This is a genomic window from Pseudalkalibacillus sp. JSM 102089, from assembly GCF_041366475.1.
Taxonomy (GTDB): Bacteria; Bacillota; Bacilli; order Bacillales; family Guptibacillaceae; genus Guptibacillus; species Guptibacillus hwajinpoensis_B.
In genome coordinates, this window is the sequence record NZ_JBEWYW010000002.1 from 380,763 (window position 1) to 403,146 (window position 22,384).

At 44.1% G+C, this 22,384-nt stretch carries 19 protein-coding genes and 1 riboswitch; of the genes, 5 read left to right on the plus strand and 14 right to left on the minus strand.

Annotation, left to right across the window (positions count from 1 at the left end):
* The 6 genes from ABVF21_RS06495 to ABVF21_RS06520 form a co-directional block, all read right to left on the minus strand.
* On the minus strand, positions 1–1,041 hold the full coding sequence (locus tag ABVF21_RS06495; protein ID WP_370314423.1) for a FecCD family ABC transporter permease: 1,041 nt from the start codon (positions 1,039–1,041) through the stop codon (positions 1–3).
* Positions 1,025–2,008 (minus strand): ABC transporter substrate-binding protein, encoded by a 984-nt coding sequence (locus tag ABVF21_RS06500; RefSeq protein WP_371017797.1) that lies wholly within the window; start codon positions 2,006–2,008, stop codon positions 1,025–1,027. Before ABVF21_RS06500 ends, ABVF21_RS06495 begins: the two co-directional genes overlap by 17 nt.
* Positions 2,009–2,146: 138 nt before the next feature.
* A riboswitch (cobalamin riboswitch) is annotated at positions 2,147–2,331 on the minus strand.
* Between the two features lie 140 nt (positions 2,332–2,471).
* On the minus strand, positions 2,472–3,170 hold the full coding sequence (locus ABVF21_RS06505; RefSeq protein ID WP_371017799.1) for a DsbA family protein: 699 nt from the start codon (positions 3,168–3,170) through the stop codon (positions 2,472–2,474).
* 11 nt (positions 3,171–3,181) lie between these two features.
* Positions 3,182–3,571 (minus strand): DoxX family protein, encoded by a 390-nt coding sequence (locus ABVF21_RS06510; RefSeq protein WP_371017950.1) that lies wholly within the window; start codon positions 3,569–3,571, stop codon positions 3,182–3,184.
* 59 nt (positions 3,572–3,630) lie between these two features.
* Positions 3,631–4,473, minus strand: coding sequence for a M56 family metallopeptidase (locus ABVF21_RS06515; protein WP_371017800.1), 843 nt, complete (start codon positions 4,471–4,473; stop codon positions 3,631–3,633).
* 1 nt (position 4,474) lies between these two features.
* The gene (locus tag ABVF21_RS06520) at positions 4,475–4,885 is read right to left on the minus strand and encodes a BlaI/MecI/CopY family transcriptional regulator (protein ID WP_371017801.1); all 411 of its coding nucleotides are present in this window, start codon (positions 4,883–4,885) and stop codon (positions 4,475–4,477) included.
* Between the two features lie 255 nt (positions 4,886–5,140).
* Here ABVF21_RS06520 and sat point away from each other — a divergent pair, with 255 nt between their 5' ends.
* The 5 genes from sat (at position 5,141) to ABVF21_RS06545 (ending at position 10,480) form a co-directional block, all read left to right on the plus strand.
* Entirely contained in the window at positions 5,141–6,298 is a 1,158-nt protein-coding gene (gene sat, locus ABVF21_RS06525; RefSeq protein ID WP_371017802.1) for a sulfate adenylyltransferase, read from the plus strand.
* 15 nt (positions 6,299–6,313) lie between these two features.
* Positions 6,314–8,068, plus strand: a complete 1,755-nt coding sequence (locus ABVF21_RS06530; RefSeq protein ID WP_371017803.1) for an SLC13 family permease — start codon at positions 6,314–6,316, stop codon at positions 8,066–8,068.
* An 18-nt stretch (positions 8,069–8,086) separates the two neighbouring features.
* Positions 8,087–8,689, plus strand: a complete 603-nt coding sequence (cysC, locus tag ABVF21_RS06535) for an adenylyl-sulfate kinase (protein ID WP_371017804.1) — start codon at positions 8,087–8,089, stop codon at positions 8,687–8,689.
* A 95-nt stretch (positions 8,690–8,784) separates the two neighbouring features.
* Positions 8,785–9,543 carry a sulfotransferase domain-containing protein gene (locus tag ABVF21_RS06540; RefSeq protein WP_371017805.1) on the plus strand — a complete coding sequence of 253 codons (759 nt, stop codon included), beginning with the start codon at positions 8,785–8,787 and terminating at the stop codon, positions 9,541–9,543.
* A gap of 220 nt (positions 9,544–9,763) precedes the next feature.
* Complete coding sequence (locus ABVF21_RS06545; RefSeq protein WP_371017806.1) at positions 9,764–10,480, plus strand: hypothetical protein; 717 nt, start codon at positions 9,764–9,766, stop codon at positions 10,478–10,480.
* 54 nt (positions 10,481–10,534) lie between these two features.
* Here the strand turns inward: ABVF21_RS06545 and ABVF21_RS06550 are convergent, their stop codons facing one another.
* The 8 genes from ABVF21_RS06550 to ABVF21_RS06585 form a co-directional block, all read right to left on the minus strand.
* Complete coding sequence (locus ABVF21_RS06550) at positions 10,535–10,924, minus strand: nucleoside 2-deoxyribosyltransferase (RefSeq protein ID WP_371017807.1); 390 nt, start codon at positions 10,922–10,924, stop codon at positions 10,535–10,537.
* 57 nt (positions 10,925–10,981) lie between these two features.
* The gene (locus tag ABVF21_RS06555) at positions 10,982–11,269 is read right to left on the minus strand and encodes a hypothetical protein (protein ID WP_371017808.1); all 288 of its coding nucleotides are present in this window, start codon (positions 11,267–11,269) and stop codon (positions 10,982–10,984) included.
* 188 nt (positions 11,270–11,457) lie between these two features.
* On the minus strand, positions 11,458–12,726 hold the full coding sequence (locus ABVF21_RS06560) for a D-serine ammonia-lyase (RefSeq protein ID WP_371017809.1): 1,269 nt from the start codon (positions 12,724–12,726) through the stop codon (positions 11,458–11,460).
* 98 nt (positions 12,727–12,824) lie between these two features.
* Positions 12,825–13,169 carry a cell wall-binding repeat-containing protein gene (locus ABVF21_RS06565; protein ID WP_371017810.1) on the minus strand — a complete coding sequence of 115 codons (345 nt, stop codon included), beginning with the start codon at positions 13,167–13,169 and terminating at the stop codon, positions 12,825–12,827.
* A complete protein-coding gene (locus tag ABVF21_RS06570) occupies positions 13,166–15,043 on the minus strand; it encodes a peptidoglycan-binding protein (RefSeq protein ID WP_371017811.1) in 1,878 nt (625 codons plus the stop codon). The genes ABVF21_RS06565 and ABVF21_RS06570 overlap by 4 nt, the downstream gene beginning before the upstream one ends.
* 171 nt (positions 15,044–15,214) lie before the next feature.
* Positions 15,215–17,977, minus strand: coding sequence for a cell wall-binding repeat-containing protein (locus ABVF21_RS06575; RefSeq protein ID WP_371017812.1), 2,763 nt, complete (start codon positions 17,975–17,977; stop codon positions 15,215–15,217).
* Between the two features lie 150 nt (positions 17,978–18,127).
* Positions 18,128–19,756 carry a cell wall-binding repeat-containing protein gene (locus ABVF21_RS06580; RefSeq protein ID WP_371017813.1) on the minus strand — a complete coding sequence of 543 codons (1,629 nt, stop codon included), beginning with the start codon at positions 19,754–19,756 and terminating at the stop codon, positions 18,128–18,130.
* Between the two features lie 140 nt (positions 19,757–19,896).
* Positions 19,897–22,347 (minus strand): cell wall-binding repeat-containing protein, encoded by a 2,451-nt coding sequence (locus ABVF21_RS06585; RefSeq protein ID WP_371017814.1) that lies wholly within the window; start codon positions 22,345–22,347, stop codon positions 19,897–19,899.
* Positions 22,348–22,384: the final 37 nt, after the last annotated feature.

Here is a 22,384-nt window from a genome sequence, read left to right on the forward strand (position 1 = left end):
TTATCCTCTTCTTTCCTTACGTCTTCGTATTAAAATAATGGCAAATACCGGGGCACCGATAAGCGATGTGATGACGCCAATCGGTAATTCCGTTGGTGAAATGATCGTTCGTGAAATCAAGTCAGCGATGATCAGAAAAGCAGCACCAAGTAAAATGGATAGTGGCAGTAAATGCCTGTGATCCGGGCCCCATAGAAGGCGCGTCAAATGCGGAATCACAAGGCCAACGAAGCCAATCGTTCCGGAAACCGCAACAGCTGCACCTGTTAAAATCGAACCACCGATGAGAATCCAAAGCTTTCGTTTCGCGACGTTCACGCCAATATGCTGAGCGCGTTCTTCACCAAACGACATCGCGTTCAGCTCTTTACTGCTAAAGAGCAGAATCCCTGAGCCGATGATGAAAAAGGGAAGAATGATTCCAATGTATTCCCATCCGCGCATCGACACGCTTCCAAGGAGCCAGCCGATAATTTGACGAAGCTCCTCTCCAGTTAAAGCGATCATAAGTGACAGGAGTGAGCCAAGGAATGAACTAAACACAATTCCTGTTAAGATGATCGTCTCCACGCGCATCGAGCGCTCGATTTGTCGTGCGAAGAATAGCACGAGGAAAATGGTAAGAATCGATGCGGCGATGCTCATAACTGGTAGGGTGAACATGCCGACAAATGGCAATGATAAGTTGAAAAAGAGTACGAGAACGGCCCCAACAGATGCTCCGGATGAGACGCCGAGCACGTACGGATCCGCTAATGGATTGCGTAAAAGACCTTGAAAGGCGGCCCCTGCTATCGCAAGAGACGCCCCCACAAGACCTGCCAAAATGACGCGCGGCAAGCGAATATCCATCACAATTGTTGTAAACATTGGATCGGTTTTGCCTATGAATGGAAGGTGCAAAACTTCGCTTCCGATTAATTTTAGAATGGTAAGCACTGGAACTGAAACAGTACCGATTGAAATGCCAAGGAGCATGGCACCAATTAAGAGTGCTATCGCAATCGGATAGGCAATGAACCGTTTATTCAGCAAAAACATCCGGGTAAACCGCTTTTGCAAGTTCCTCTACTCCTTCAGTAAGACGAGGGCCAGAGCGTGTAACGAGGTCAGAGTGCACATCAACAACCTGCTCATCTTTGACAGCTGTAACGTCCTGCCAGCCGTCGCGGCTTAACACCTGTTCAACTGGCTTCTCTGTATAGTAGCCGTACGTTGTGATGATCACGTCAGGATTCGCTTCAATAATCGCTTCCTGATCCACCTGGTTCCAGCCTTCCTGGTCGTGCGTCACGTTTTTCGCATGAATCATCGTTAGCATGTCATCCATGAACGTATTCTTCCCTGGAGAGTAAATTTCAGGCGCAGGGGCAACTTCGACGAAGACATTTTTCTGATCTTCTTCACTAATGCTTTCTGCTTTTGCTTGAATGTCTTCAAGATCTTGCTTCATCTCATCGATCGTTGTTTCCGCTTCTTCCGTTTCGCCCGTTGCTTGTCCGATCATTTCGATGGAATGGTAGACTTCATCGAAGCTTTTCGCATCGTTCACAACGAGTACCGTGATCCCAGCATCACGAAGCTGCTGGAGACCAGCTTCTGAGTTATGTGCGCTTGAGCCGTGCGCAAGTACGAGATCAGGCTTTAGAGAAATGATTTTCTCCACGTTAAATTCCATGCCGCCGATTTTTTCGATATCAGCCGTTTCTTCTGGATAGTTGGCGAAGTCAGAAACGCCAACGACTTCTTCCCCTGCTCCCAGGTCGAAAAGGATCTCCGTGTTACTCGGGATCAGGGAGACAATTTTTTCAGGGTCTTTTTCGATCGTAACATCCTGGTCCAACGCATCCGTTATCGTTACTGGGAAAGCGCTATCTTCTGACTGTTCAGCTTGCTCTGTATTCGCATTTCCTTCATTTGTCGCGCTGTTCTCTTCACTCGCTCCGCAACCTGCGATAATTCCTGTAACGAGAAAAAGTAAAACGAGTAGTGAATAAAGCTTTTTCATGTGTGTTTCTCCTCCTGTTTTCTGATGTCTCTAAACTAAAAAATCTCCACGCACGAGGGCATGGAGATGGTCGAATGGAAGTAACGGTGTGCCAAAGGCTACACCTGAATCCGTTCGCACATCCCTATCCTCGTAGGCTGTTCGTGCTAGATTCAGGCAGGTCTCCTGGCTCATGGTTATCGCATGCTGCTCCTTCCCATTCGCTGTTTCGAACAGTGGATTCTGCAGCAGGCGACCATTTACAGTGGCGGGACCGCGCTGGAATTGCACCAGCTTCCCTATTAAGTCTTCATTGAAAAGACACCTGAATCGATCACTATGTAATTGGTAACAGGTTTATTATACATGATTGCGAGAGTGGGGGGAACAGTTGTGTTTTGAGGGGGTCAGGCTCGCGCCTGACCCCCTTCACAAACAAAAAAACATCATTGTCCACCCACGGTGGACAATGATGGTAATTCCTTTACTCTTCCTTCGCTTCTTCTACCATTTTCTTCAGGTCATCAATCGTTTGTCCTTCAAACGGCTCACCGTTCACAAAGAGAGCTGGTGTGCCAGTAACGTCGAGATCACGAGCTTTCGATAAGTCGTAGTCGATCGCCGCTTCTCCTTCGCCATCTTTAAAAGCTGCCAGTACCTGTTGTGCTTTTTCTTCATCAGTCACTTCTTTTAACGTGTCGACAAGATAATCTTCGGTGTAAATGTCCTGCTGTTCCGTGCCTTCTGTTTGCTTTTCATATATTAACGAATGGAAATCCCAGAACACGTCATTCCCAAGCTCCTGGTACACCACTTCAGCAAATTCAGCTGAGCGATCGGAATCAACATTAATAAATGGATAGTTGATAAAAGAGAATTTGATTTCCCCTGTTTGAATTAACTCTTGATCAATTTGCGGGAAAAAGGACTGTTCGAATGCTTTACAGTAAGGACATTTGTAATCTCCAAATTCAATCACTTCTACCTGCGCATTTTCATCCCCGAGAAATGGTTGCTCCATCGCTTCTTCCTCTGAACTGTCGGAACTCGAGCCGCTTGAGACGACGATCACGATTACGATAACTGCAGCGACTGCCGCCACTAGCCAGTAGATCCAAGTATTCGATTTTTTTTGAGACTGAGATTTTGCATGTTTTTTCTTATTTTTATTTGACTTAGCCATCATTCTTCCTCCTATAATTGTTTCGAAAAGAATTTGTAATCAGCGGAGATCGTTCCGCCTCCCCCAATCAATACAGCGACTGACATACCGAGAAGAGCAAGATCCAATTCATACCCTCCGATAAATCCTGTCGTTAGTTTAACCGTAAAGATCGCTCCTAGCATGACGATCATGAAAAGAAAAGAAACAATGCGTGTGCCTAGTCCAACGATCATAAGAAGACCTCCGACTAGTTCAATCGTTGCAACGACATACGCTAAACCACCCAAAATGCCAATGCTCTCGAAAAAGCCAGCAGTATTCCCAATCCCTCCAGCAAATTTATCAAGACCGTGAACCGTAAAAATGAGACCGAGTATGATTCGTAGTACGACAAGAGCAACGTTTTGTGATGAATTCATCAATTAACTCCCTCCTAATTTCCACACTACATGTCGTAGTGTTCGTTTTCGAAAAAGAATTAGGGTGTGGCCACCATAAACATGATGGATAACCCTAACACAATATAAAGCGAGTAAAGGACAGTACCAACAGGCAACGTTAGGTGCACTTCCTTTTCTGGCGCAAGAATATGTTGAATGCGATCGTTCACAGACGTTTCCGCGAAAGATACAGCAAACGCATGACGCTGGCGGTGATCGCTTTTTAATAGTTTTAATAACGCGCTACTTAGATCAAGCATATTTGCTTCTTTCATCGCAAACCGATCCGCGGCAATTTCGCGTAGCGTGTGATAGTGATTCGATACCCATTTCAAGATCGGCACGTACCAAAGCGCGTGGACGAGAAGGGTGATGATAAATTTTTTCAATGGATCACGATGCTGCTGATGAAAAGTTTCGTGATAAATCACGGCGCGCAGCTCTTCTTTGCTCAACATGCTAACTAGTTCAGTCGACAGAACAATTTTGGGTCTAATCATTCCATATGTAAGAGCGATAGGCTCGTCGCTTTTAATCACCTCGAGTGCCTGTTTTCCTAAATCGAAATTCCGAATGACTTCCTCTGTAACGATGTCTTCACGAAGAAGCGACAGCCGTTTCGAAAAGGTGACATATCGATAAATTTGCTTCACGATCATCATCACGATTAATGAAAATGTTGAGAGAATCAGAACTTCTAATAGCATGTTCATAGATGATAAACCGATCGCACGAAGCATATTATGGCAGGCTTCAAGTACGCTTAACATAAGCGTCCAGTTCGAGTATAAATGCAGACTGTATAGTGACATTTGAACAAGCATCGTGGCTACAAGAAAGAAAGAAAGCATAAACAAAAATCGCGGCTGTTTGATTCTCATCTTACTTCTCCTTTAGCTGCTTGATTTTTTGCTCAAGCTTTTCGATCAAAACTGGATCCGCTTCATCGAGCGCATCAAGCATATGATTCACAGCAAGCGGACCAAATTCATCCATTAGATCCTGTGTTAATTCCTTTGATTGCGTTCGCAGAAATTCTTCTTTCGATAGAAGCGGCTTAAACATTGATGTGCGCTTTTCAACTCGTTTTACTAGGATTCCTTTATCCACGAGACGATTCATCACCGTCATAACCGTGTTAAAGTTCGTACTTTTCTCTTGATCGAGCTTTTGCTTCACATCTTTGATCGTCATTTCTGGACCTTCGAAGAGGATGTCCATAACCTTCGCTTCAAGAGAGCCGAAAAAGCGGTTTAACCCTGTTTCATTCGTTTTGAACTGATGAATTTTCATCGCTTCCACCTCACACTACACAGTGTAGTCCAAAAGTGTGGGAGGGTCAAGAAGCAAAAAAGAGGATATCCCCGAATGTGTTGGAGTGTCTTTGGTGCGGAGACAGTTGTTTTTAAAGGGGGTCAGGCTCGCGCCTGACCCCCTTTAAAAACACACCCCTCATCCAATTTTCTCATTAGCCCTCTCTTCTCCTCTTCTTCTTTCATAAGCTAGTAGCAACTCTATATGTGAACAAGCAAGAAGGGAGATTTATTTATGATAGAACCACATGGCGGTCAGCTAATTAACCGCATTCCATGTGAAGAGGATCGCCTGGCGCTTCTTAAGAAGGCCACAATGTTTCCGGTCGTCACCTTAACACCATGGAATTTATCCGATTTATATATGATCGCAATCGGTGCTTTTAGTCCGTTAACGGGCTTTATGAACCAAACAGATTATACGCACGTTTTAAATAAAATGAGGCTCGCAAATGGGACAATCTGGAGCTTGCCTATTACGCTTTCTGTATCCGAAGAAACGCGTGACATGATTTTTTCTAGTCCTACTGTTTGCCTGAAGGGTGAAGACGGGGAGATCTATGGACTAATGGAAGTAGAAGATATTTATGAAGCAGACAAAACAGAAGAAGCTCGACTCGTCTATGGAACGAACGATGCTGAGCATCCAGGCGTTCAAAAAACGTACGAGCAGGAAGCGTTTAACCTCGGTGGCCCAATCACGCTCCTTCAGCACCCAACAGCGCTTCAAGACCATTTTCAAACGCCAGCAGAATTAAGAGAGACATTCCAACAGCGCGGATGGAAAACAATCGTTGGCTTTCAAACGCGTAATCCGATTCATCGCGCACATGAATACCTTCAAAAGACGGCACTTGAAACCGTTGATGCCCTTCTCATTCACCCACTCGTTGGCCAAACGAAGAAAGATGACATTCCAGCGGATATTCGAATGAAAAGCTACAGCGCTCTTATAGAAAACTATTATCCGTCTGATCGCGTCATTCTCTCCGTATTCCCAGCTGCGATGAGGTATGCTGGCCCGCGCGAGGCGATTTTTCATAGTCTCGTTCGGAAGAACTGTGGCTGCACACATTTTATCGTTGGCCGTGATCACGCAGGTGTTGGCGATTATTACGATACGTTCGCTGCGCAGAACATCTTCCACCAATTTTCGAAAGACGAAATCGGCATTGAGATTATGGCCTTCGAGCACGCGTTTTATTGTATCAAGTGTTCGAGCATGGCTACTGCCAAAACGTGTCCACACGATGGCGAATTTCACATTCATCTAAGCGGTACAAAGGTCCGAGAGATGCTGAAGAATGGCCAAAGACCTCCGAAAGAATTTTCTCGCCCCGAAGTGATTGAGATTCTATTGGATGAGGTGCAGCACGATCATGAAGACGAATGATGCCGCGCGCGCTGAATGATGGCATTCTATTTCGTTATGATTACGATGATCATCATGCTTTTCTGTCTTTTCTTTGAAAAAGGACGACCCGAAGTGATCCTAGCCTCGGTTCTCGTCTTATTTCTATTCACTGGCATTATTACGCCCGAGGAAGCAACGGCCGGATTCTCGAATGAAGGGATGCTCACGATTGCCCTTCTCTTCATCGTGGCTGGAAGCATTCAGCGGAGTGGCATTGTGGATCGCCTCTTTCAACGTCTCCTCAAAAGCTCACATTCCCGAAAGAAGCGCCTGACTAAATTGCTATTCCCAATCTCCATCATTTCAGCTTTTGTGAACAATACACCGATCGTGATCGCTTCTACCCCAATGATGAAAAAATGGTGCGATGAAAACGGGATGTCTCCTTCCAAGTTTCTTATTCCGCTTTCCTACGCTACGATTCTTGGCGGCACCATTACGTTAATTGGTACTTCGACAAACCTTGTCGTTCATGGACTGCTACTCGAAAACGGCTACGAGGGTTTTTCTTTTTTCCAGCTTAGTGCGATCGGGATCCCAATCACGCTACTCGGTCTGGCGTATTTGATCTTCTTTAGTAACAAGTTGCTTCCAGATCGCCGTTCTTCTTCTCTCACTGAACCTGAATTGCTCAAGAAATATACCGGTGAAGTGCTTGTTACAGAACAATTTCCCTATATCAATCGCACGGTAAAAGAAGCACAGCTAAGGAGCTTGAAAGGGTTATTTCTCGTCAGTATTATGCGTCACGAACGAGCGATCGCGCCTGTATCAGGCGAGACGATTCTGAAGGAAGGAGACCGCCTTGTTTTTAGTGGCGACATCTCAACGATCGCTGAGATCCAGCGGATGAAGGGATTACAGCTACAGGGAAGCTCCGGGTCTTATTTTCCAGAAAATCACCAGCTCATTGAAGGAATTGTCACACCTCATTCGTCACACCTTTTCAAAAAGATAAAGGACACCAATTTCAGACACCAGCATCAAGCAGCTGTAATCGCTGTTCATCGCCAAAATCAGCGCCTGAAATCGAAAATTGGTGATATTGTCTTAAAACCAGGTGACGTTCTCTTAATGATCGCGGGTGAGCAGTTTCATAAGAAAAGGGATTTCTACGACATTACACCAATCGATCATAAGCTCGTTACGCAGCGTCAAATCAGATTAGGCTGGCTTTCGATTGGGTGGCTTGGTGTCATGATTATTCTCGTTACGATCGGCGTTCTCTCCATGCTAACCGCTATGGCTGTGACGACGCTACTTCTCTTTTTAACAAAGGTTGTGACGCCAGGCGAAGGGCGTGATTTGATTCAATGGCACGTTCTCCTTATGATCGCTTGTTCGTTTGGTATTGGTACAGCGCTGCTGAATTCAGGTGTAGCCGCTTCGATGGCAGGTCTCCTTATCCAACTAACAGCGCCGCTCGGACTTCTTGCAACGTTGCTTAGCATTTATGTGTTAACGAACATCTTCACTGAAATGATGACAAATAGCGCTGCCGCAGTCTTTATGTTTCCCATTGCCATCGAGGTTGCCCATACGCTTGAAATTGACCTCCTCCCCATTGCGATGATTGTCGCAATTGCAGCCTCCGCAAGCTTTATGACGCCGATTGGGTATCAAACTAATTTGATCGTCTATGGGGCCGGCGGTTATCGCTTTCACGACTTTTTGAAAATTGGTTTCCCGTTAACGCTGATCGTCATGGTAACGACGCTATTGATCGTTCGGTTTATTGTGATGATTTAATGAAAGGAGGACGAATATATGAAAGAAAAACATGTCACCTGGCATGAAGGAAACGTGATGAAACAGGACCGTGAAAAAATGAAGTTGCACAAAGGGGCTGTCCTGTGGTTCACAGGACTTTCCGGGTCAGGAAAATCAACGATTTCAGTTGAGCTTGAGAACGCCTTACATGCAGCGGGCGTTCATACTTACAGACTTGATGGCGATAACGTTCGACACGGATTGAACGCAGACCTTGGCTTTTCAGATGCAGATCGGATTGAAAATATGCGAAGAATCGGTGAAGTCTCACGTCTCTTTGTTGATGCTGGAATTATGACGCTTGCTGCGTTTATCTCCCCTTTTCAGCAAGAGCGAGATAAGATTCGAGGACTTTTCAACGAGAAGGAATTTATTGAAATCTATGTGAAAGCCAGTGTGGAAACGTGTGAGAACCGTGACCCTAAAGGCCTTTACGCCAAAGCGCGAAAAGGTGAAATCCGTCAGTTCACAGGAATTGACGCGCCTTATGAAGCTCCGGTTTCCCCAGAGTTTACGATCGATACGGAAAAAGAAACGATTGAAGAAGCCGTCCAATCGATCAAATCCTTTTTGGTGAAAAACGGGTACTTAAATGTGTAAACAGGCGGGCCCCCTGTCCACTCCCCTTACCATTCTTCTTCATAGGATAGTAAAGCAAGTCCACCACGTTTGCTTATTAAAGGAGGTTTACACGATTGACTAACACAAAGCTACCACGCTTTTTATTAAATTCGATTCCGAAAAGCGGGACGCATCTTTTAAAACAACTATTGCTCGGTGTACCATATATGCAAAATGATCCGTTTATTGGTATGTACGGACATTATCATTACCAAACGGAAGAAAAATTGGCCACTGCACGAGCATTTCCTAACCACAGCTTCTTAAATGGACATTTCCATTATTCCAAAGAGTGGGAGACATTTTTTGAAGATTTAAAGTTAAAACAAATTTTTGTACTGAGAGATCCACGTGACGTGCTCATTTCATACGCACATTTTATTCCAAAGGTACCAGCTCACCATCTCTATGAAACGTTCATGCAGGAAGGATTTACGCACAACGATCGGATTCAATTTCTAATCGAAGGGGGCGTTCCGATTACGCCTTTTGTTGCTGTGCAACCTCATTTTGCTGAGTGGTACCAAAGTTTTAGTGAGTGGATGGGGCGTCCAAACGTTCACTCTGTTCGATTTGAAGACCTGATGTCATCAGAAGAGAACAGAAGAAAAGCCACTGGGGAGATCATTGATTTTCTTTGGGGTGACATAGCGCATAGCTACAATCGTGAAGAACTGATCACGAAAATGACGGCAAACATCAAGCCACAAGAATCCGTTACGTTCCGAAAAGGAAAAATCGGCAGCTGGCGTGAAGAATTATACGGTGAGCTTGAAGCGCTATTTATAAAGCAAGCAGGGCAGTTGCTAGATGAATTGGGGTATGAGAGATAATCTAAATCACTCTCTGTTTTTTCCACTTATCGGAAAATGGTTACTTTAAGGAAAATGAAACTTTCTATAAGCAAAATGTCTTTCTGTGAGAGACACTTTGTTGCTTTTGTTTGTGAAGGGGATCAGGCTCGCGCCTGACCCCCTTCTCTTTTTTCGTTTAATAGGAATCCTCCAATCGGGGTAGCATACGAGTAACTAGACCTATGAAGGAGGAACGGTCATGACCATGAAGCTCGTCACGATTGCTGCTTACTTGTATTTGCTCGCCTCTTCACTCCTCTTCTCAGGAGATATGTCGGGTACTAATGATGTACTGATTGCTCCCGCCGGCTATACATTCGCGATTTGGTTATTAATTTATTTACTTTTGCTCATTTCACTCGTTAGACAATTCACAGCGAGTGAGTGTGATCAGGCACTGTATGTGAAAGTTTCCTATCTTTTTGCATTTAGCATGCTGTTATCAGGAACAGCTCTCCTTGTAAGTAAATCGGTTGCCCTCTTGTTTATCGCGGGTTCATTAATTACTCTGTCTATCCTTTACGCTATTATTACGAAAAATTCTGAGCGCTCTTCCTTTTTTAGCGTACCGTTCTCTTTCTATCTCGCTTGGACATCGATTGCAACGATCGTGGATGCGTTCGTCGTCGCGCAAGAAAATAACGTATCGCTGATTTTTGGTATGAATGAGTTAACCTGGACGATTATCATGCTCATTATCGGCGCAGGACTTGCGATCTACTTCAGTCTTTACAACGACGATTTGATCTATCCGATCGTGTTTTTATGGGGCTACTTTGGCATATTTGTAAAAGATGATAAACCAGTGCAGCTGACTTACACGCTCAGTATTCTAATTATTGGACTTGGTGTGTTTGTGATTTGGAAAGTAGTGCGTGAGGTGCGTGGACGGAGGATTAGAGCTGAGGCGGTTTGATGAGTAAGGCGCGTTAGAAGGGGGGGCAGGTATGAACCTGGCCCCCCTTCTCCCTTAGCTATGGTGCTTTTCTAAAATGGTTTTAACGAGCTGCTCATGACTCTCTTCCACTCTCGTTACCCCGCTAGTATGGTAGAAGGTGCTCGCTTCTTTTGCGTTATGGAATCCATCTTCATTGAATAGGTAAACCGGGGTGTCTCGACCTAACGCAATCCCAAGTTCAATATGAGTTCCCTTTCCTCCTGGAAGCAGGACAATAAGGAAATCAGCTGTTTTTACTGCCTCTAATTCTTCTTCTCCGATTGCAGCAAGTTCATCGAACGTAGCGGCTTTTTCATTTTTCGTCCAATCGTATGTATGCTTGAAGCCATGACGTTTTAATTCTGCAGCGAGTGTTTGCACGTGTTGTTTGTTTTGAAAACTCGATGCAATGTAAAAGTTCACTTTGTTTCCCTCCGTAATCATTCCGTTGTGAAACAGAAATGCGTTTCATTTGTTTTCTCAACCGGCCACTAACTGTTTTTGAATTACTTTTTTTAGTTTCCGTTCTTTTCGTTCTTCATACATCGGTGATTTTTTAAGCTTTTTTATGTTCATTTTTCCAATTACATATCGTACAGAAGAATTTTCTTGAATTAACTTGTTATATTGAGGTTTCTCAATAAGCTCGACGAACCAACTATATGCCATCAATGCGGCAATATTCGCTTCGATCCGTTTCCCATCTGGAGGATCTCTCCAGAAAATAAGATCACCGGCTAATCCTAAAATCTCTAAGAACAATTCCAACTCCTCGCCCCCTCAAATAAGAATATTTTACATTTTTGACCAATCTTTATATAGATACGAATGAGGAGGTCGTATTGTTTCATAAGTTTGAGGATGTATATAAGCTGAATTGTCCTCAATTAGGGGACTTTTCAGCTTATTTTGGTGGTTTTGTCTTTATGGGGGGTCTGACTCGCACCTGACCCCTTTTACTCTTCTCTCCACACCATATCCGGCACAAGGCTCCCACCTGTTGCCCATACAAGATGTGTACCACGCAAACTCTTTCCATCTACCGCTGTTACTTGTGGCCCGCTCATTCCTGCGAGAGCTGAAGGCTCAAGCTTAATTTGCTCGGTTTCATAAATCCAGCGGAGCATTTCTTTCATTCGCTCATCCGTGACGGTGTAAACACCATTAAGAATCGGTTGAACGACGCGTCCAACAAAGCCTGATGGTCTTCCTACAGCAAGACCGTCTGCCACAGTGATGTTGTCGATCCCAAAGTCTTGAACGGACACTTGATCGTGTAAGCCTGTCATTAAGCCGATAAGCATTGACGGGGAATGCGTCGGTTCTGCAAAGTAACAGTGGACGTGTTCTCCGAATACCTGAGAAAGTCCAAATGCAATGCCGCCAGGGCCGCCGCCTACTCCACATGGAAGATACACGTGAAGCGGGTTCTCAGCGTCCACCTTTATGCCGCGTTCATCGAACTGCTTTTTCAACCGAAGCGCTGCTACTGCATATCCGAGAAAAAGGTCTTTCGAATTTTCGTCATCAATAAAATAACAAGTCAGTTTCTTCTCGCACTGCTTCCGCCCTTCTTCTACAGCAGCACCATAGTCTGCTTGATGCTCCACAACTTGAACGCCTTTTTCGCGAAGAAGGTCTTTCTTCCATTGCTTTGCGTCACTCGACATATGGACCGTGACATTAAAGCCGAGTTTCGCTGAAATGATCCCGATGCTTAAACCGAGGTTTCCTGTTGAACCGACCGCAATCGAAAAGGCTGAGAAGAACTCTGTGAACTTTTTCTCAGCTAAAATGGAATAATCGTCATCTTTCGTTAAAATTGCATGTCCAAGCGCGAGTTTTTCTGCATGTTTGAGCACTTCATAAATGCCTCCACGTGCCTTAATGCTGCCGGCGATTGGGAGAATATCATCTCGCTTTAGAAGAAGATCCCCTGGAATGCTGATCTGTTCTTCTTTCTCAAGCTTCTCTTTCATCTTGCTAATATCTGAAATAGGAGATTCAATGATGCCATTCGTTTCTGGAAATACTTTGCGAAAATAAGGAGCAAAGCGTTTCATACGAGCTTCAGCATCTTGAATGTCTGTCATCGAAAGCTCAGTTGTTGGAGCGATTTTTCCTTTTTGCGGATTTCTCCAATATACTTCTTTTAATTGAAGAAGATCGTTTAACAATGGATGGTCACTTTTCCACTGTTTAAGTGTTTTTCCGGCTATGGTCATTGCTCCTTCACTCCTTTACTGTAGTGGGGGACAGAGAGGGGTCAGACCCCTTTACGCTATACAAAAGCCTTCTGACCGAAATCAGAAGGCAGTTAAGATTATTTTACCGTAAGTTTAGCGAGGTCGTCATCAACATGGATAACGTCCGGACCGCCGAGAAGAACAAAGCGCTTTAGTTGCTGAGCACCGATTGATTTTTCCATTGATGCAGACAGCTCATTTTTCTTTGAAAGAATTAACGGCGCGTTATTTTTAGCAGCAAGGACGGCTCCTGTAAGAGCATCAGCAAATCCTAAGCCATTTGCTACATAGCCTGTCTTAGCTCCATCCCCGCCAACTATATGAATAAAAACCAGCCCAAGCGTCCGCGATAGGTGGACACTTGGGCTGGTTTTGTCTTTAAGCGGGGTCAGGCACGTACCTGACCCCTTTTGAAAAATCAATGCGCGCGCTTCGCCCCTAAATACCTCGGTGCCCAGTAGCTTGATGTCATATCGCTAATGGTGACGCCTGTTGAAGAGCCGGCGTGGATGAATTTATTGTTTCCGATGTAGATGCCTCCGTGTGACGCACCTGGTTTGTATGTTGTGAAATACACGATATCACCTACGGATGGAGAGCTAACAGCTGTTGTAACGTTCCACATTTGTGCCATTGTTCTTGGCAATGAAACGCCCTGCTTATTAAACACATAGACGAGGAATCCGCTGCAGTCAAAGCCCTGTGTTGGCGTGTTTCCACCCCACACATAAGGAACACCTATGTATACAGATGCATCTGCAATAAGGTCCATCACGCTAAAGTTGGAACTGCTGCTCCCGCTTCCGCTGCCCCCATTGCTATTCCCTTCATACCCTGTCGATTGCTTTAACTTTTCCCATGTCGCTGGTCCTACAACTCCATCAACGGTTAGCTTGTTGCGTGATTGGAAGTTTCGAACAGCTCGATCTGTTCCATTTCCAAAATCGCCATCAAGCGAACCGCTATATAAGCCAATCGCTTGTAATTTAGATTGAAGCTCTTTCACAAGTGATCCTGTGGAACCTTTCTTTAATAAATCACCATAATCTTCTCCAGTTGAAGGGGATGATTCAACTTTATCTGTTAAGCCGTCAAGCGCATTCATTGTTTCCTTTGTTGCAGTGCCTGTCACCTGCAATTTTTTTGCTTTCTGAAAGTCCTTGACCGCTTTTTCAGTGACAGGGCCAAAGTAGCCTGTCGCCTCAACGTGGAACGTTCCTGCTTTTTTAAGTTTATTTTGTAGATCCGTTACAGCACTCCCGGTTGAACCAACTTTAAGAACTGTTGACGTCTCTTGCTGACTTCTGGATTTCAAAGCATCGATCGTTTTATCATCCGCAATGCCTGTTGCCTGTAAACCTACGATACTTTGAAACTCTTTGACCGCTTTTTGCGTAATACTACCAAAGATCCCGTCTATGTTATAGGAATAGTAGCCTCGATCTTTCAATAGTTGCTGAAGATTTGTTACGGCACTTCCTCGAGAGCCAACGGTAAGCCCGCTCGTAGGCTTTGCTGCATTCCCACTCTCTGATAGGGCCGATAAGGTTTTACTATCCGCTACGCCTGTTTGCGAAAGTCCCTTTGCCTTTTGAAAATCTTGTACTGCTTTCTTCGTGATTTGACCAAAAATGCCATCTACATTATATGTATAATAGCCTTTTGATTTCAGCTTTGACTGAAGATCCGTTACTGCACTCCCCCGCATCCCGATGGAAATATCGGAAGAAGAGCTTGATGATTTTGAGCTTGATGAACTTGCGTTTGCAAGGGCACTGATCGTTGTAGAATCTGCTTTCCCTGTTACAGAAAGCCCCTTTTCTTTTTGGAAATCCTGTACAGCTTTCTGTGTAATTCGACCGTAAATCCCATCCACGTTGTAGGAATAGTAGCCTGCCGCTTTCAGTTTGGACTGAAGATCCGTTACCTCTTGTCCACGGGATCCAACTTGCAAAACGGATGAAGACGACGCAGCTGACGATTGGCTTTTTGCTGTTCCTCCTAGCTTTTGAAGAGTATCAGTAGTCGCTATCCCCGTAACCTTTAACCCGACAGCCTGTTGGAACTGGCTGACTGCATCCTTTGTAATTGGACCGTAGTATCCTGTTGACGTGTGGTAAGTAAAATACCCTTTCGCCTTCAATACATCCTGTAGCTCTTTAACGTCCTGATTATTCATTCCTTGCTTAAGCTCTTGATCCCCAAACGCTGCTTCTGCACCATCAGGTTGAACAAACATTACTCCAGCGACAAACGCAGAACCAGTTATTGCTTTCTTGACCAATGAAGGTTGCATCCAGATCCTCCTCATTCCAATTAAATTGCTGCCACAAATATCGACACTCTGTCTTTACTATCGGCTATAATTCAACAAAGTTTAAGAGATATCCTGTTATTTATTACAAAAAATAAGAGATACAGGTCAAATTCCCTGTATCTCTTACTATTGGAAAGTATTTTTGTCGTATTATTCCTGATATAAGCGCTGTTCAACTTTTCCGTTAATAGCTGACTGACCGCCTAACAAGTTGAAGTCGTTCATACCTTTCATCGCTTCTACCGTTTCTTTGGGAAGCTCATCAGACTTTACTAGCAAAAGGGGTGCGCCATCTTTCGCCGCTAACACAGAGCCTGCAAGGGCGTCGGCAAAGCCGAATCCTGTCGCCAAATAAGCTGATTTAGCTTCTGGATAAAAGGTGGTTTTCACTTTAGCTGCCGTTTCAAACCGATTGGCACCTGAGATACGCTCTGGTGACGGAAGACCTTGATACACTTTTTTTGTAATCACACTTTCACCACCGATGACAACCGTATCATCAATGTTTTTCAGCGCGAGTTTTGTTGCCGCAGGGATTGTCTCTTTATCCACTAACAAAATGGGATAGCCATTTTGCGCAGCATATGGTGCAATCGCAAGCGCATCTGGAAAATTAAGGCCGTAGGCGATCACGGCTTTTTCGGGATCTCCTCCCATGCGCTTCGCAATTTTTGCGGAAGTATCATAGCGATTATCCCCGCTAATCCGCTCAACCTCTAGTCCGAGTGACTTAATTTTCTTTTCCGTTGCAGGTGAAATCGCATTAACTCCACCTAAGATAATCGCTTTTTTCGCCTCGAGTCGGTCGATTTCATCTACCGTTTCTTTTGGCAGTTCGTTCGTTTTCGCAAGGAGAATAGGCGCTTTTAGTTGATAAGCAAGTGGCGCACCAGAGAGTGCATCTGGGAAATCTAAACCTCTCGCAATCACAACCGTCTCCGCCTTATCATACGTTTTCGCACTCACATTCGCTGCGGTATCAAACCGAGTTGCGCCTTCGATTCGTTTTACTGTATTTGCTGACGTTTTCACGGTCAATTCGGGGCCATTCGTTGTAACATAGCCTTTCTTATCCACCGCTTCTACTCGAAAATCATATGCTTTATTCGTAGTAAGCCCCTGAACGGTAAGCTTTCTTGTCGTTGCTTCCACTTCTTTTAACACGCGATCATTTTTATAGACGATGTAAGATTCAACGCCAGAAGCATCTGTCGCCTCTGACCAATTTAATGTAAGTCTGTCATTTTTGATAGAGCTAGCCGTAAGCTCTGCGTTTTTAGCCCATACAGGTGGAAGCTGATCGTCTCCCTGTGGCACTTTCACTGAAACCGTCATCGTATCGCTATTCGGATCAACGACCGTAACTGCAACGCCTGAACTAGCCCCTGAATACACTTTGCTATTTGGTGATGTAGAGCTATTAAAGCGACTGTAGCCATTCCCGCTATAATAATGATCGTAGTATAATCGCGTATTTGGATCTTGATCTAACTCTGGGTAACCCAATCTACTTTCATTTGCCTCTTCCACATCCACCGCTTTATGTGCTTCATTTCTATTGTTTTGACGATTTTTCAGCTGCTGCTCATCAATATGCCAGATGGCAATTCCAGGCGACGCCACTTGATCAGCTAAACCGATATCAAAGCCAGTAAACTGACGATTCTCAATTAAAAAGTACTCCGATTCATCGGTTGTTTTTAATTTCAATACGGAATAGTCGTCAGTAGTGAAATTCCCTACTTCATATGAGCCATTATTTTGCACTTCTATAGGTCGCTCTAAGCCAAGCACCATTTTGGACCAAGGATCGAGATGAGTTGGATAAGCTCCTTCATACTCATTGTTATGGGTTGTCCAAGAACCGCTCCCCATTAAACTGTGGATACCAACACCATCTGAAGTGCCGTCCGTATCATAAAGATCCGGTAGCCCTAGATCATGGCCCATTTCATGTGCAATAATTCCAACCGTTGCCATATGTCCGCCATGTTTCTCCCCAAACATCGTGTAGCCGCCGTTCCCTTGATAAGAGCCTACTTTCACTCCATCAAGACGAGGAGCATCGCTTTCATAAAGGCTCGACATGTGACCCCAAACCACTTTCCCCGTATCTCCATAGCTTGCTTCACCACCGGCCACAATGGTGACAATATGTAATTCCTCTGAGGATATAGAACCGTCTTTATTTTGATCAAATTGAGCATAGTTTACTTTATCATTCGATGCCTTTAGCGCATCTTTTATGATTTGTGAGTATGTACTATCTGGATTTGTTGCCGTCTCAGGACGAGGGTGAGCATACGGTAATGTGACCCTTACGATCCCATCATTTGTTCCGCTTGATTCGGCAGCCCCTTTAAATCCAAGCTTTCCTTTTGAAACTTCATCATAATAGTGATTAAGCGTACTCCCACTAGTGCCAAAGAATCGGTTACGCCAGTCTGCATCTGAATAAGTGATTTTTGCATCGCTATATTCAACTAATAAAACAAGCGTGTTCTCCTTCGCTCCTGCACTCAATAAATCAAATGAATCATCCGTATTAGGAATCTCCTTTTGCTTTGTATTCATTCCTTCAGTCGGTTGGAGCTTCTTCACATCTTCAAGCTCTGCCGCGTCAGAAGGCTTTTTATTAATAGCAAATCTAGCTTGTGTAACTTCTAGACTTTCACCATCAATACGAGTGTAATACCAGTATTGGTCTTCCCCTATTTTAATCACAGATTCATCGTTCGCCGTCCACCAATGAAAATTTTCACTGCCGCTGAGTGACGCCTCAAATGTCTCTCCTGATGGCTGAACGAGCTCCTGCGTTTCTTGTAGCGCAGGCATCGCATTTGCCTTGCCTGCTCCCAAAATGATGAACAGACTACATAAAAGTAAACCGATTCCATAGATGCTTTTCTTCATCCTGCTCCCCCTATAGTTGACCAAAGTGTTTCAGTAGATTTTATACTCTACAAGTCTACCATTAGGGAGTGAAAAATTGCCATAATTCTGCAATTTTCGGCAACAAAAGGGACCAGCTCGTAAGCTGATCCCTCAGAAATCATTCTTCGACTATTCAACTCCAATAAGCTCCCTTTCAATGGAAAGACTAACCGCTTTCGGACCTCCTAGAATCGTAAAATGATAGATGCCTAACTTTTCTTTTGCTTCAATGACCGCATCCTGCATCTTATATGGATCTACTAACAAAAAACTACTGTCCCTTTTGGCAGCAAGAACACTTCCGGTTAGCGCATCTGCAAATTCAAGACCCGTTGAGACAAAAGCCTTATGCGATGGATTTAATTCCATTGCAATAATTGAAGCTGTATCATAACGATTCTTACCCCCGTATCGCTTTGCTTTTGGTAACTTTTCGAAAAGGCTTTCCGAAATAACAGCCGTACCACCCACGGCAATGCTCTCAGGATATTGTTTGAGAATTTCGGCCGTATCTTCTGGGAGCTCATTCTGTTTTGCTAGCAAGATAGGATACGTATTTTCCGCTGCGTAAGAAGCAATTGCAAGAGCATCTGGAAATTTCATGCCGTTCGCAATAACAGCTTTATTTGATGGAGGAAGACTCACTGCAATCATTGCAGCTGTTTCATAGCGATCCGCTCCTGCTATTCGTTCAACTGGAATTTTCATTTTGCCTAATTCATCTTCAACATCTTTGGAAAGAGCCTGCTCTCCTCCAAGAAGAATCGCGAACTCTGGGTCGAGTCGTTCAATCTCATCCTTTACAATTTGATCAAGACCTTCAGAGTGTGTTAATAAAATGGGTGAATTTAAATCATAGGCAAGCGGAGCGCCAGCTAACGCATCAGGAAAATCATCACCTCTTGCTATCACAACTCCTTGCGCGCTTTGCTTCCACCCTTCCTGAGAAATTTTCACTGCTGTCTCATACCGATTAGCTCCAACGATTCTATTAACATTTGTTGGCAAATTCAATTTCACTTGCTTCCAAAATTCATCGGCGATCGCCATGTATCCTGCTGCCGATGGATGAACGTTTTTAGGATTTGGCAAATAGGTTGCATAATTCGTTGAAATGGCATCATAAGTAGGAACGTAGTGGCTGAATGAGTCGGCCGCGATCTGCTTAATGATCCCATTCACCGTCCTAGTTAGTTCCACGAGCTGACGTTGATCGGTCTCAGGGAAAGCGTAGAAACCATTGTAGTATCCCATTAAATAAACATCCGCAGACGTATTCACGCTCCTTATAATCCCCATAATAGCAGCGTAATTTTCCGATAGCTCAGTGATGATCTTTTTGACTTCTTCTGGATTCTTCAATCGTTCCGGTTCCGAACCGAGTACTTGAAGAAAATCGTTCGCACCGATCGTAATCGTTATCATATTTTTGGAGGCGATCTTAACTTGCATGTCACGATCCATTAAAGCGTTCAACATATCTTTAGAAGTCGCTCCAGGCACCGCAAAAGGTTTTTCGTAGCTTCCTAATAAACCTACGCGCTCTAGATTCTGAGCTATGTAGTCGGCGTAACTCAAACCGAGAGTATTGTTCGACATGACGCCGGCCGCGAGTGAATCACCAAGGGCAGCATAATAGACATTATTTTTTTCTTCATCGAGACTGGCAGTGGCAAACGCTTGAGACGGCATAATCATGGTGATTACGAGAATCAACAGCAGCAGCGGACTGATTTTTCGCTTTCCCGACCTCTTCAATCAGAACCCTCCCCAAAAATAATTCGTTATAACGAATCGTTACGTATACAATTAGCTTTCCTTTCTTTAATACCTGCCTATTCATAAAATAAATATCAAAAAGCGCGGGAGACGTTTCCCGCGCTTTCTTAATGAATGGATTACTTTTTGAGCTGATCTAAAATGTCGTTACTTACAGCATTTTCTCCACCAAGAACGTTGAAGTCATAAGCTTCCATGTCCTCGATGGCTTCTGCTGTTTCTTTCGGAAGCATATTCGGCTTCACTAATAGCATTGCAGCATTTTGTTTCGCTGCAAGAACAGATCCTGAAAGGGCATCAGCAAAGTTCATGCCAGTGGAAACGTAAACGCGTGCTGAAGGGTTAAGATTTGTAGCAATATCAGCCGCTGTACCGAAACGATTGTCCCCTTCATAGCGATCTTCAGCATGTAGCTTCGCATCGAGCTTACCGTTAACAGCTGTTTCGCCACCAACGATGATCGATCCATCAATGCCTTTAAGCGCATTGCTAGTTGCTGATGGAATTTCATCCGCTTCTGTTAATAGAATTGGATAACCTTTCTGTGCAGCGTATGGGGCAATTGCAAGAGCATCCGGGAAGTTCATGCCGTTTGCTACAATCGCTTTATTTGGAGATCCGCCAAGACGCGCTGCAATGTTTGCAGCTGTATCGAATCGGTTGTCCCCTGCAATACGCTCAACTTCAATTCCCATACCTTCAAGCTGGAATTTCACGTAATTGCTTACCGCACTTGTGCCACCAAGGATAATGACATCGTTCGCACCAAGACGTGCAATTTCTTCTTTCGCCATTTTATTCAGTGATCCGCTTTCTGTTAAAAGAATTGGCGCATCGTATTTATAAGCAAGTGGTGCTCCTGCTAGGGCATCCGGGAAGGAATCGCCACGTGCGAGAACAACCGTATCTGCAGTTTCCCAGCCTTCTTGCGAAATTTTCACAGACGTTTCATAGCGCGTTTCACCCTGGATACGCTCAGCATCTGCTTCAACGATACGTGCTTCATCTTTCGCTTTAACTGTTCCAATTTCATCGAGATACTCTGTAAATACTTCAAAATCTACGAAGAAAAGTTCGTTCATACGACCGTCAGCGGCAGCTTCACCCATTGCATCGTATCCGTCGCCACCTTGAGCGATATATGCGTTAGTTGCAACAGTGTAAGTCGCTTCTAGATCAATATCTTCATAGCCGTTTTCTGTTTTCACATTTACATCTAGAATTCGTTCACCAGAAGGAAGATCTTTATCAAAGGAATATCGAAGTCCTGCTACTTGAGCAAAGCGACCTTCCTGAGTTTCGACCCCGCTTACCCCATGCTCCAATGAATCAATGATTTCTGCACCAGTCATATCAAGCGTGACGAGGTTGTTACCGAATGGCATCGTTGTGAGAACTTCTCCTAACGTAATTGGACCTTCATCGATTGATTCACGGATTCCTCCGCCGTTCGTGATTGCAATTGTTGCATCAGTAAACTGCTGAGCTTTGTAAAGCATGCCGTCTGTAATTAAGTTTCCTAGATTCGTTTCACCTGTTCTTACAGATGCACGTTTTCCATTAAGATAAACGTCAGATTGACCGACTACTTCTTTCTCAATTTCCTCGAGTGGTTTCTTCAGTTCATCATAGAGAGCTTTTGCTTCTTCGTTAGGTTCGAACTTACTTTTACTACCCAAATCAAGAAGTTCATTATCCCAATCAGTTAGCACGCCTTCTTCGTTAAACGTCACTTCAAGATCACCCAAGAAATTGCTATATTCATTTGCTTGTACAACTAGAGTTGGATCTTCAAATGTATCAACTACAACCGCTTCTTCAATTTTTGTGTGGCTATGACCACCAACAACAACGTCGATGCCTTCTACTGATTTAGCTAGCTCAACTTCAACCGCTTTTCCGAGGTGAGTAAGAGCTACGATTTTGTTTACGCCTTTATCTTCGAACATTTTGATCATCTTTTCAGCTTGCTCCTGATGATTTTGGAAGGAAATCGTTTCGCCTGGGCTTGATAGCTCATCTGTTGATTCAATCGTTAGACCGAACACACCCACTTCTTCACCGTTTACATCAAGGATAACGGCTGGATAGATGGTACCATCATCACCAGTCATCGCCATTTCATTTTTATATAGAGGGCTAAGATAAGGATCTTTGCTGTAATCAATATTTGAGCTTACGATCGGGAATTTCGTTTGCTTGACGAACTCAGAGAACGTCTTTGGACCTTCATCAAATTCGTGGTTACCCGGTACCATCGCATCGTATTTCATCATGTTCATAAATTGTACGTCTGCGAGACCTTTGTATTTATTGAAAAAAAGTGTACCAGAGAAAACATCACCAGCATCTAATAAAATTGTATTGGCGCGAGCTGCACGAATTTCTTCTACAGCTGTTACTCTTTTTGGAGCATTATCTAGATGCGCATGTGTATCATTTGTATGCATAATTGTAAGATCAAAATCGCCCGCTGCCGCCTCTACAGGTGTGGACGGTGAAGCTGCTGCAATTCCCATTGCTAATGCTGCTGTTGATAGAACGCCGAAAAGAGGTTTTTTCATATTCATGTACGTAATCCCTTCCCTTTCGAAAACTCAAATTTTG

Bases quoted from the DNA above. Each gene is read 5' to 3' on its own strand.
- ABVF21_RS06495 (WP_370314423.1), bottom strand. From the start codon at position 1,041: ATGTTTTTGCTGAATAAACGGTTCATTGCCTATCCGATTGCGATAGCA.
- ABVF21_RS06500 (WP_371017797.1), bottom strand. From the start codon at position 2,008: ATGAAAAAGCTTTATTCACTACTCGTTTTACTTTTTCTCGTTACAGGA.
- ABVF21_RS06505 (WP_371017799.1), bottom strand. From the start codon at position 3,170: ATGGCTAAGTCAAATAAAAATAAGAAAAAACATGCAAAATCTCAGTCT.
- ABVF21_RS06510 (WP_371017950.1), bottom strand. From the start codon at position 3,571: ATGAATTCATCACAAAACGTTGCTCTTGTCGTACTACGAATCATACTC.
- ABVF21_RS06515 (WP_371017800.1), bottom strand. From the start codon at position 4,473: ATGAGAATCAAACAGCCGCGATTTTTGTTTATGCTTTCTTTCTTTCTT.
- ABVF21_RS06520 (WP_371017801.1), bottom strand. From the start codon at position 4,885: ATGAAAATTCATCAGTTCAAAACGAATGAAACAGGGTTAAACCGCTTT.
- sat (WP_371017802.1), top strand. From the start codon at position 5,141: ATGATAGAACCACATGGCGGTCAGCTAATTAACCGCATTCCATGTGAA.
- ABVF21_RS06530 (WP_371017803.1), top strand. From the start codon at position 6,314: ATGATGGCATTCTATTTCGTTATGATTACGATGATCATCATGCTTTTC.
- cysC (WP_371017804.1), top strand. From the start codon at position 8,087: ATGAAAGAAAAACATGTCACCTGGCATGAAGGAAACGTGATGAAACAG.
- ABVF21_RS06545 (WP_371017806.1), top strand. From the start codon at position 9,764: ATGACCATGAAGCTCGTCACGATTGCTGCTTACTTGTATTTGCTCGCC.
- ABVF21_RS06560 (WP_371017809.1), bottom strand. From the start codon at position 12,726: ATGACCATAGCCGGAAAAACACTTAAACAGTGGAAAAGTGACCATCCA.
- ABVF21_RS06570 (WP_371017811.1), bottom strand. From the start codon at position 15,043: ATGCAACCTTCATTGGTCAAGAAAGCAATAACTGGTTCTGCGTTTGTC.
- ABVF21_RS06575 (WP_371017812.1), bottom strand. From the start codon at position 17,977: ATGAAGAAAAGCATCTATGGAATCGGTTTACTTTTATGTAGTCTGTTC.
- ABVF21_RS06585 (WP_371017814.1), bottom strand. From the start codon at position 22,347: ATGAATATGAAAAAACCTCTTTTCGGCGTTCTATCAACAGCAGCATTA.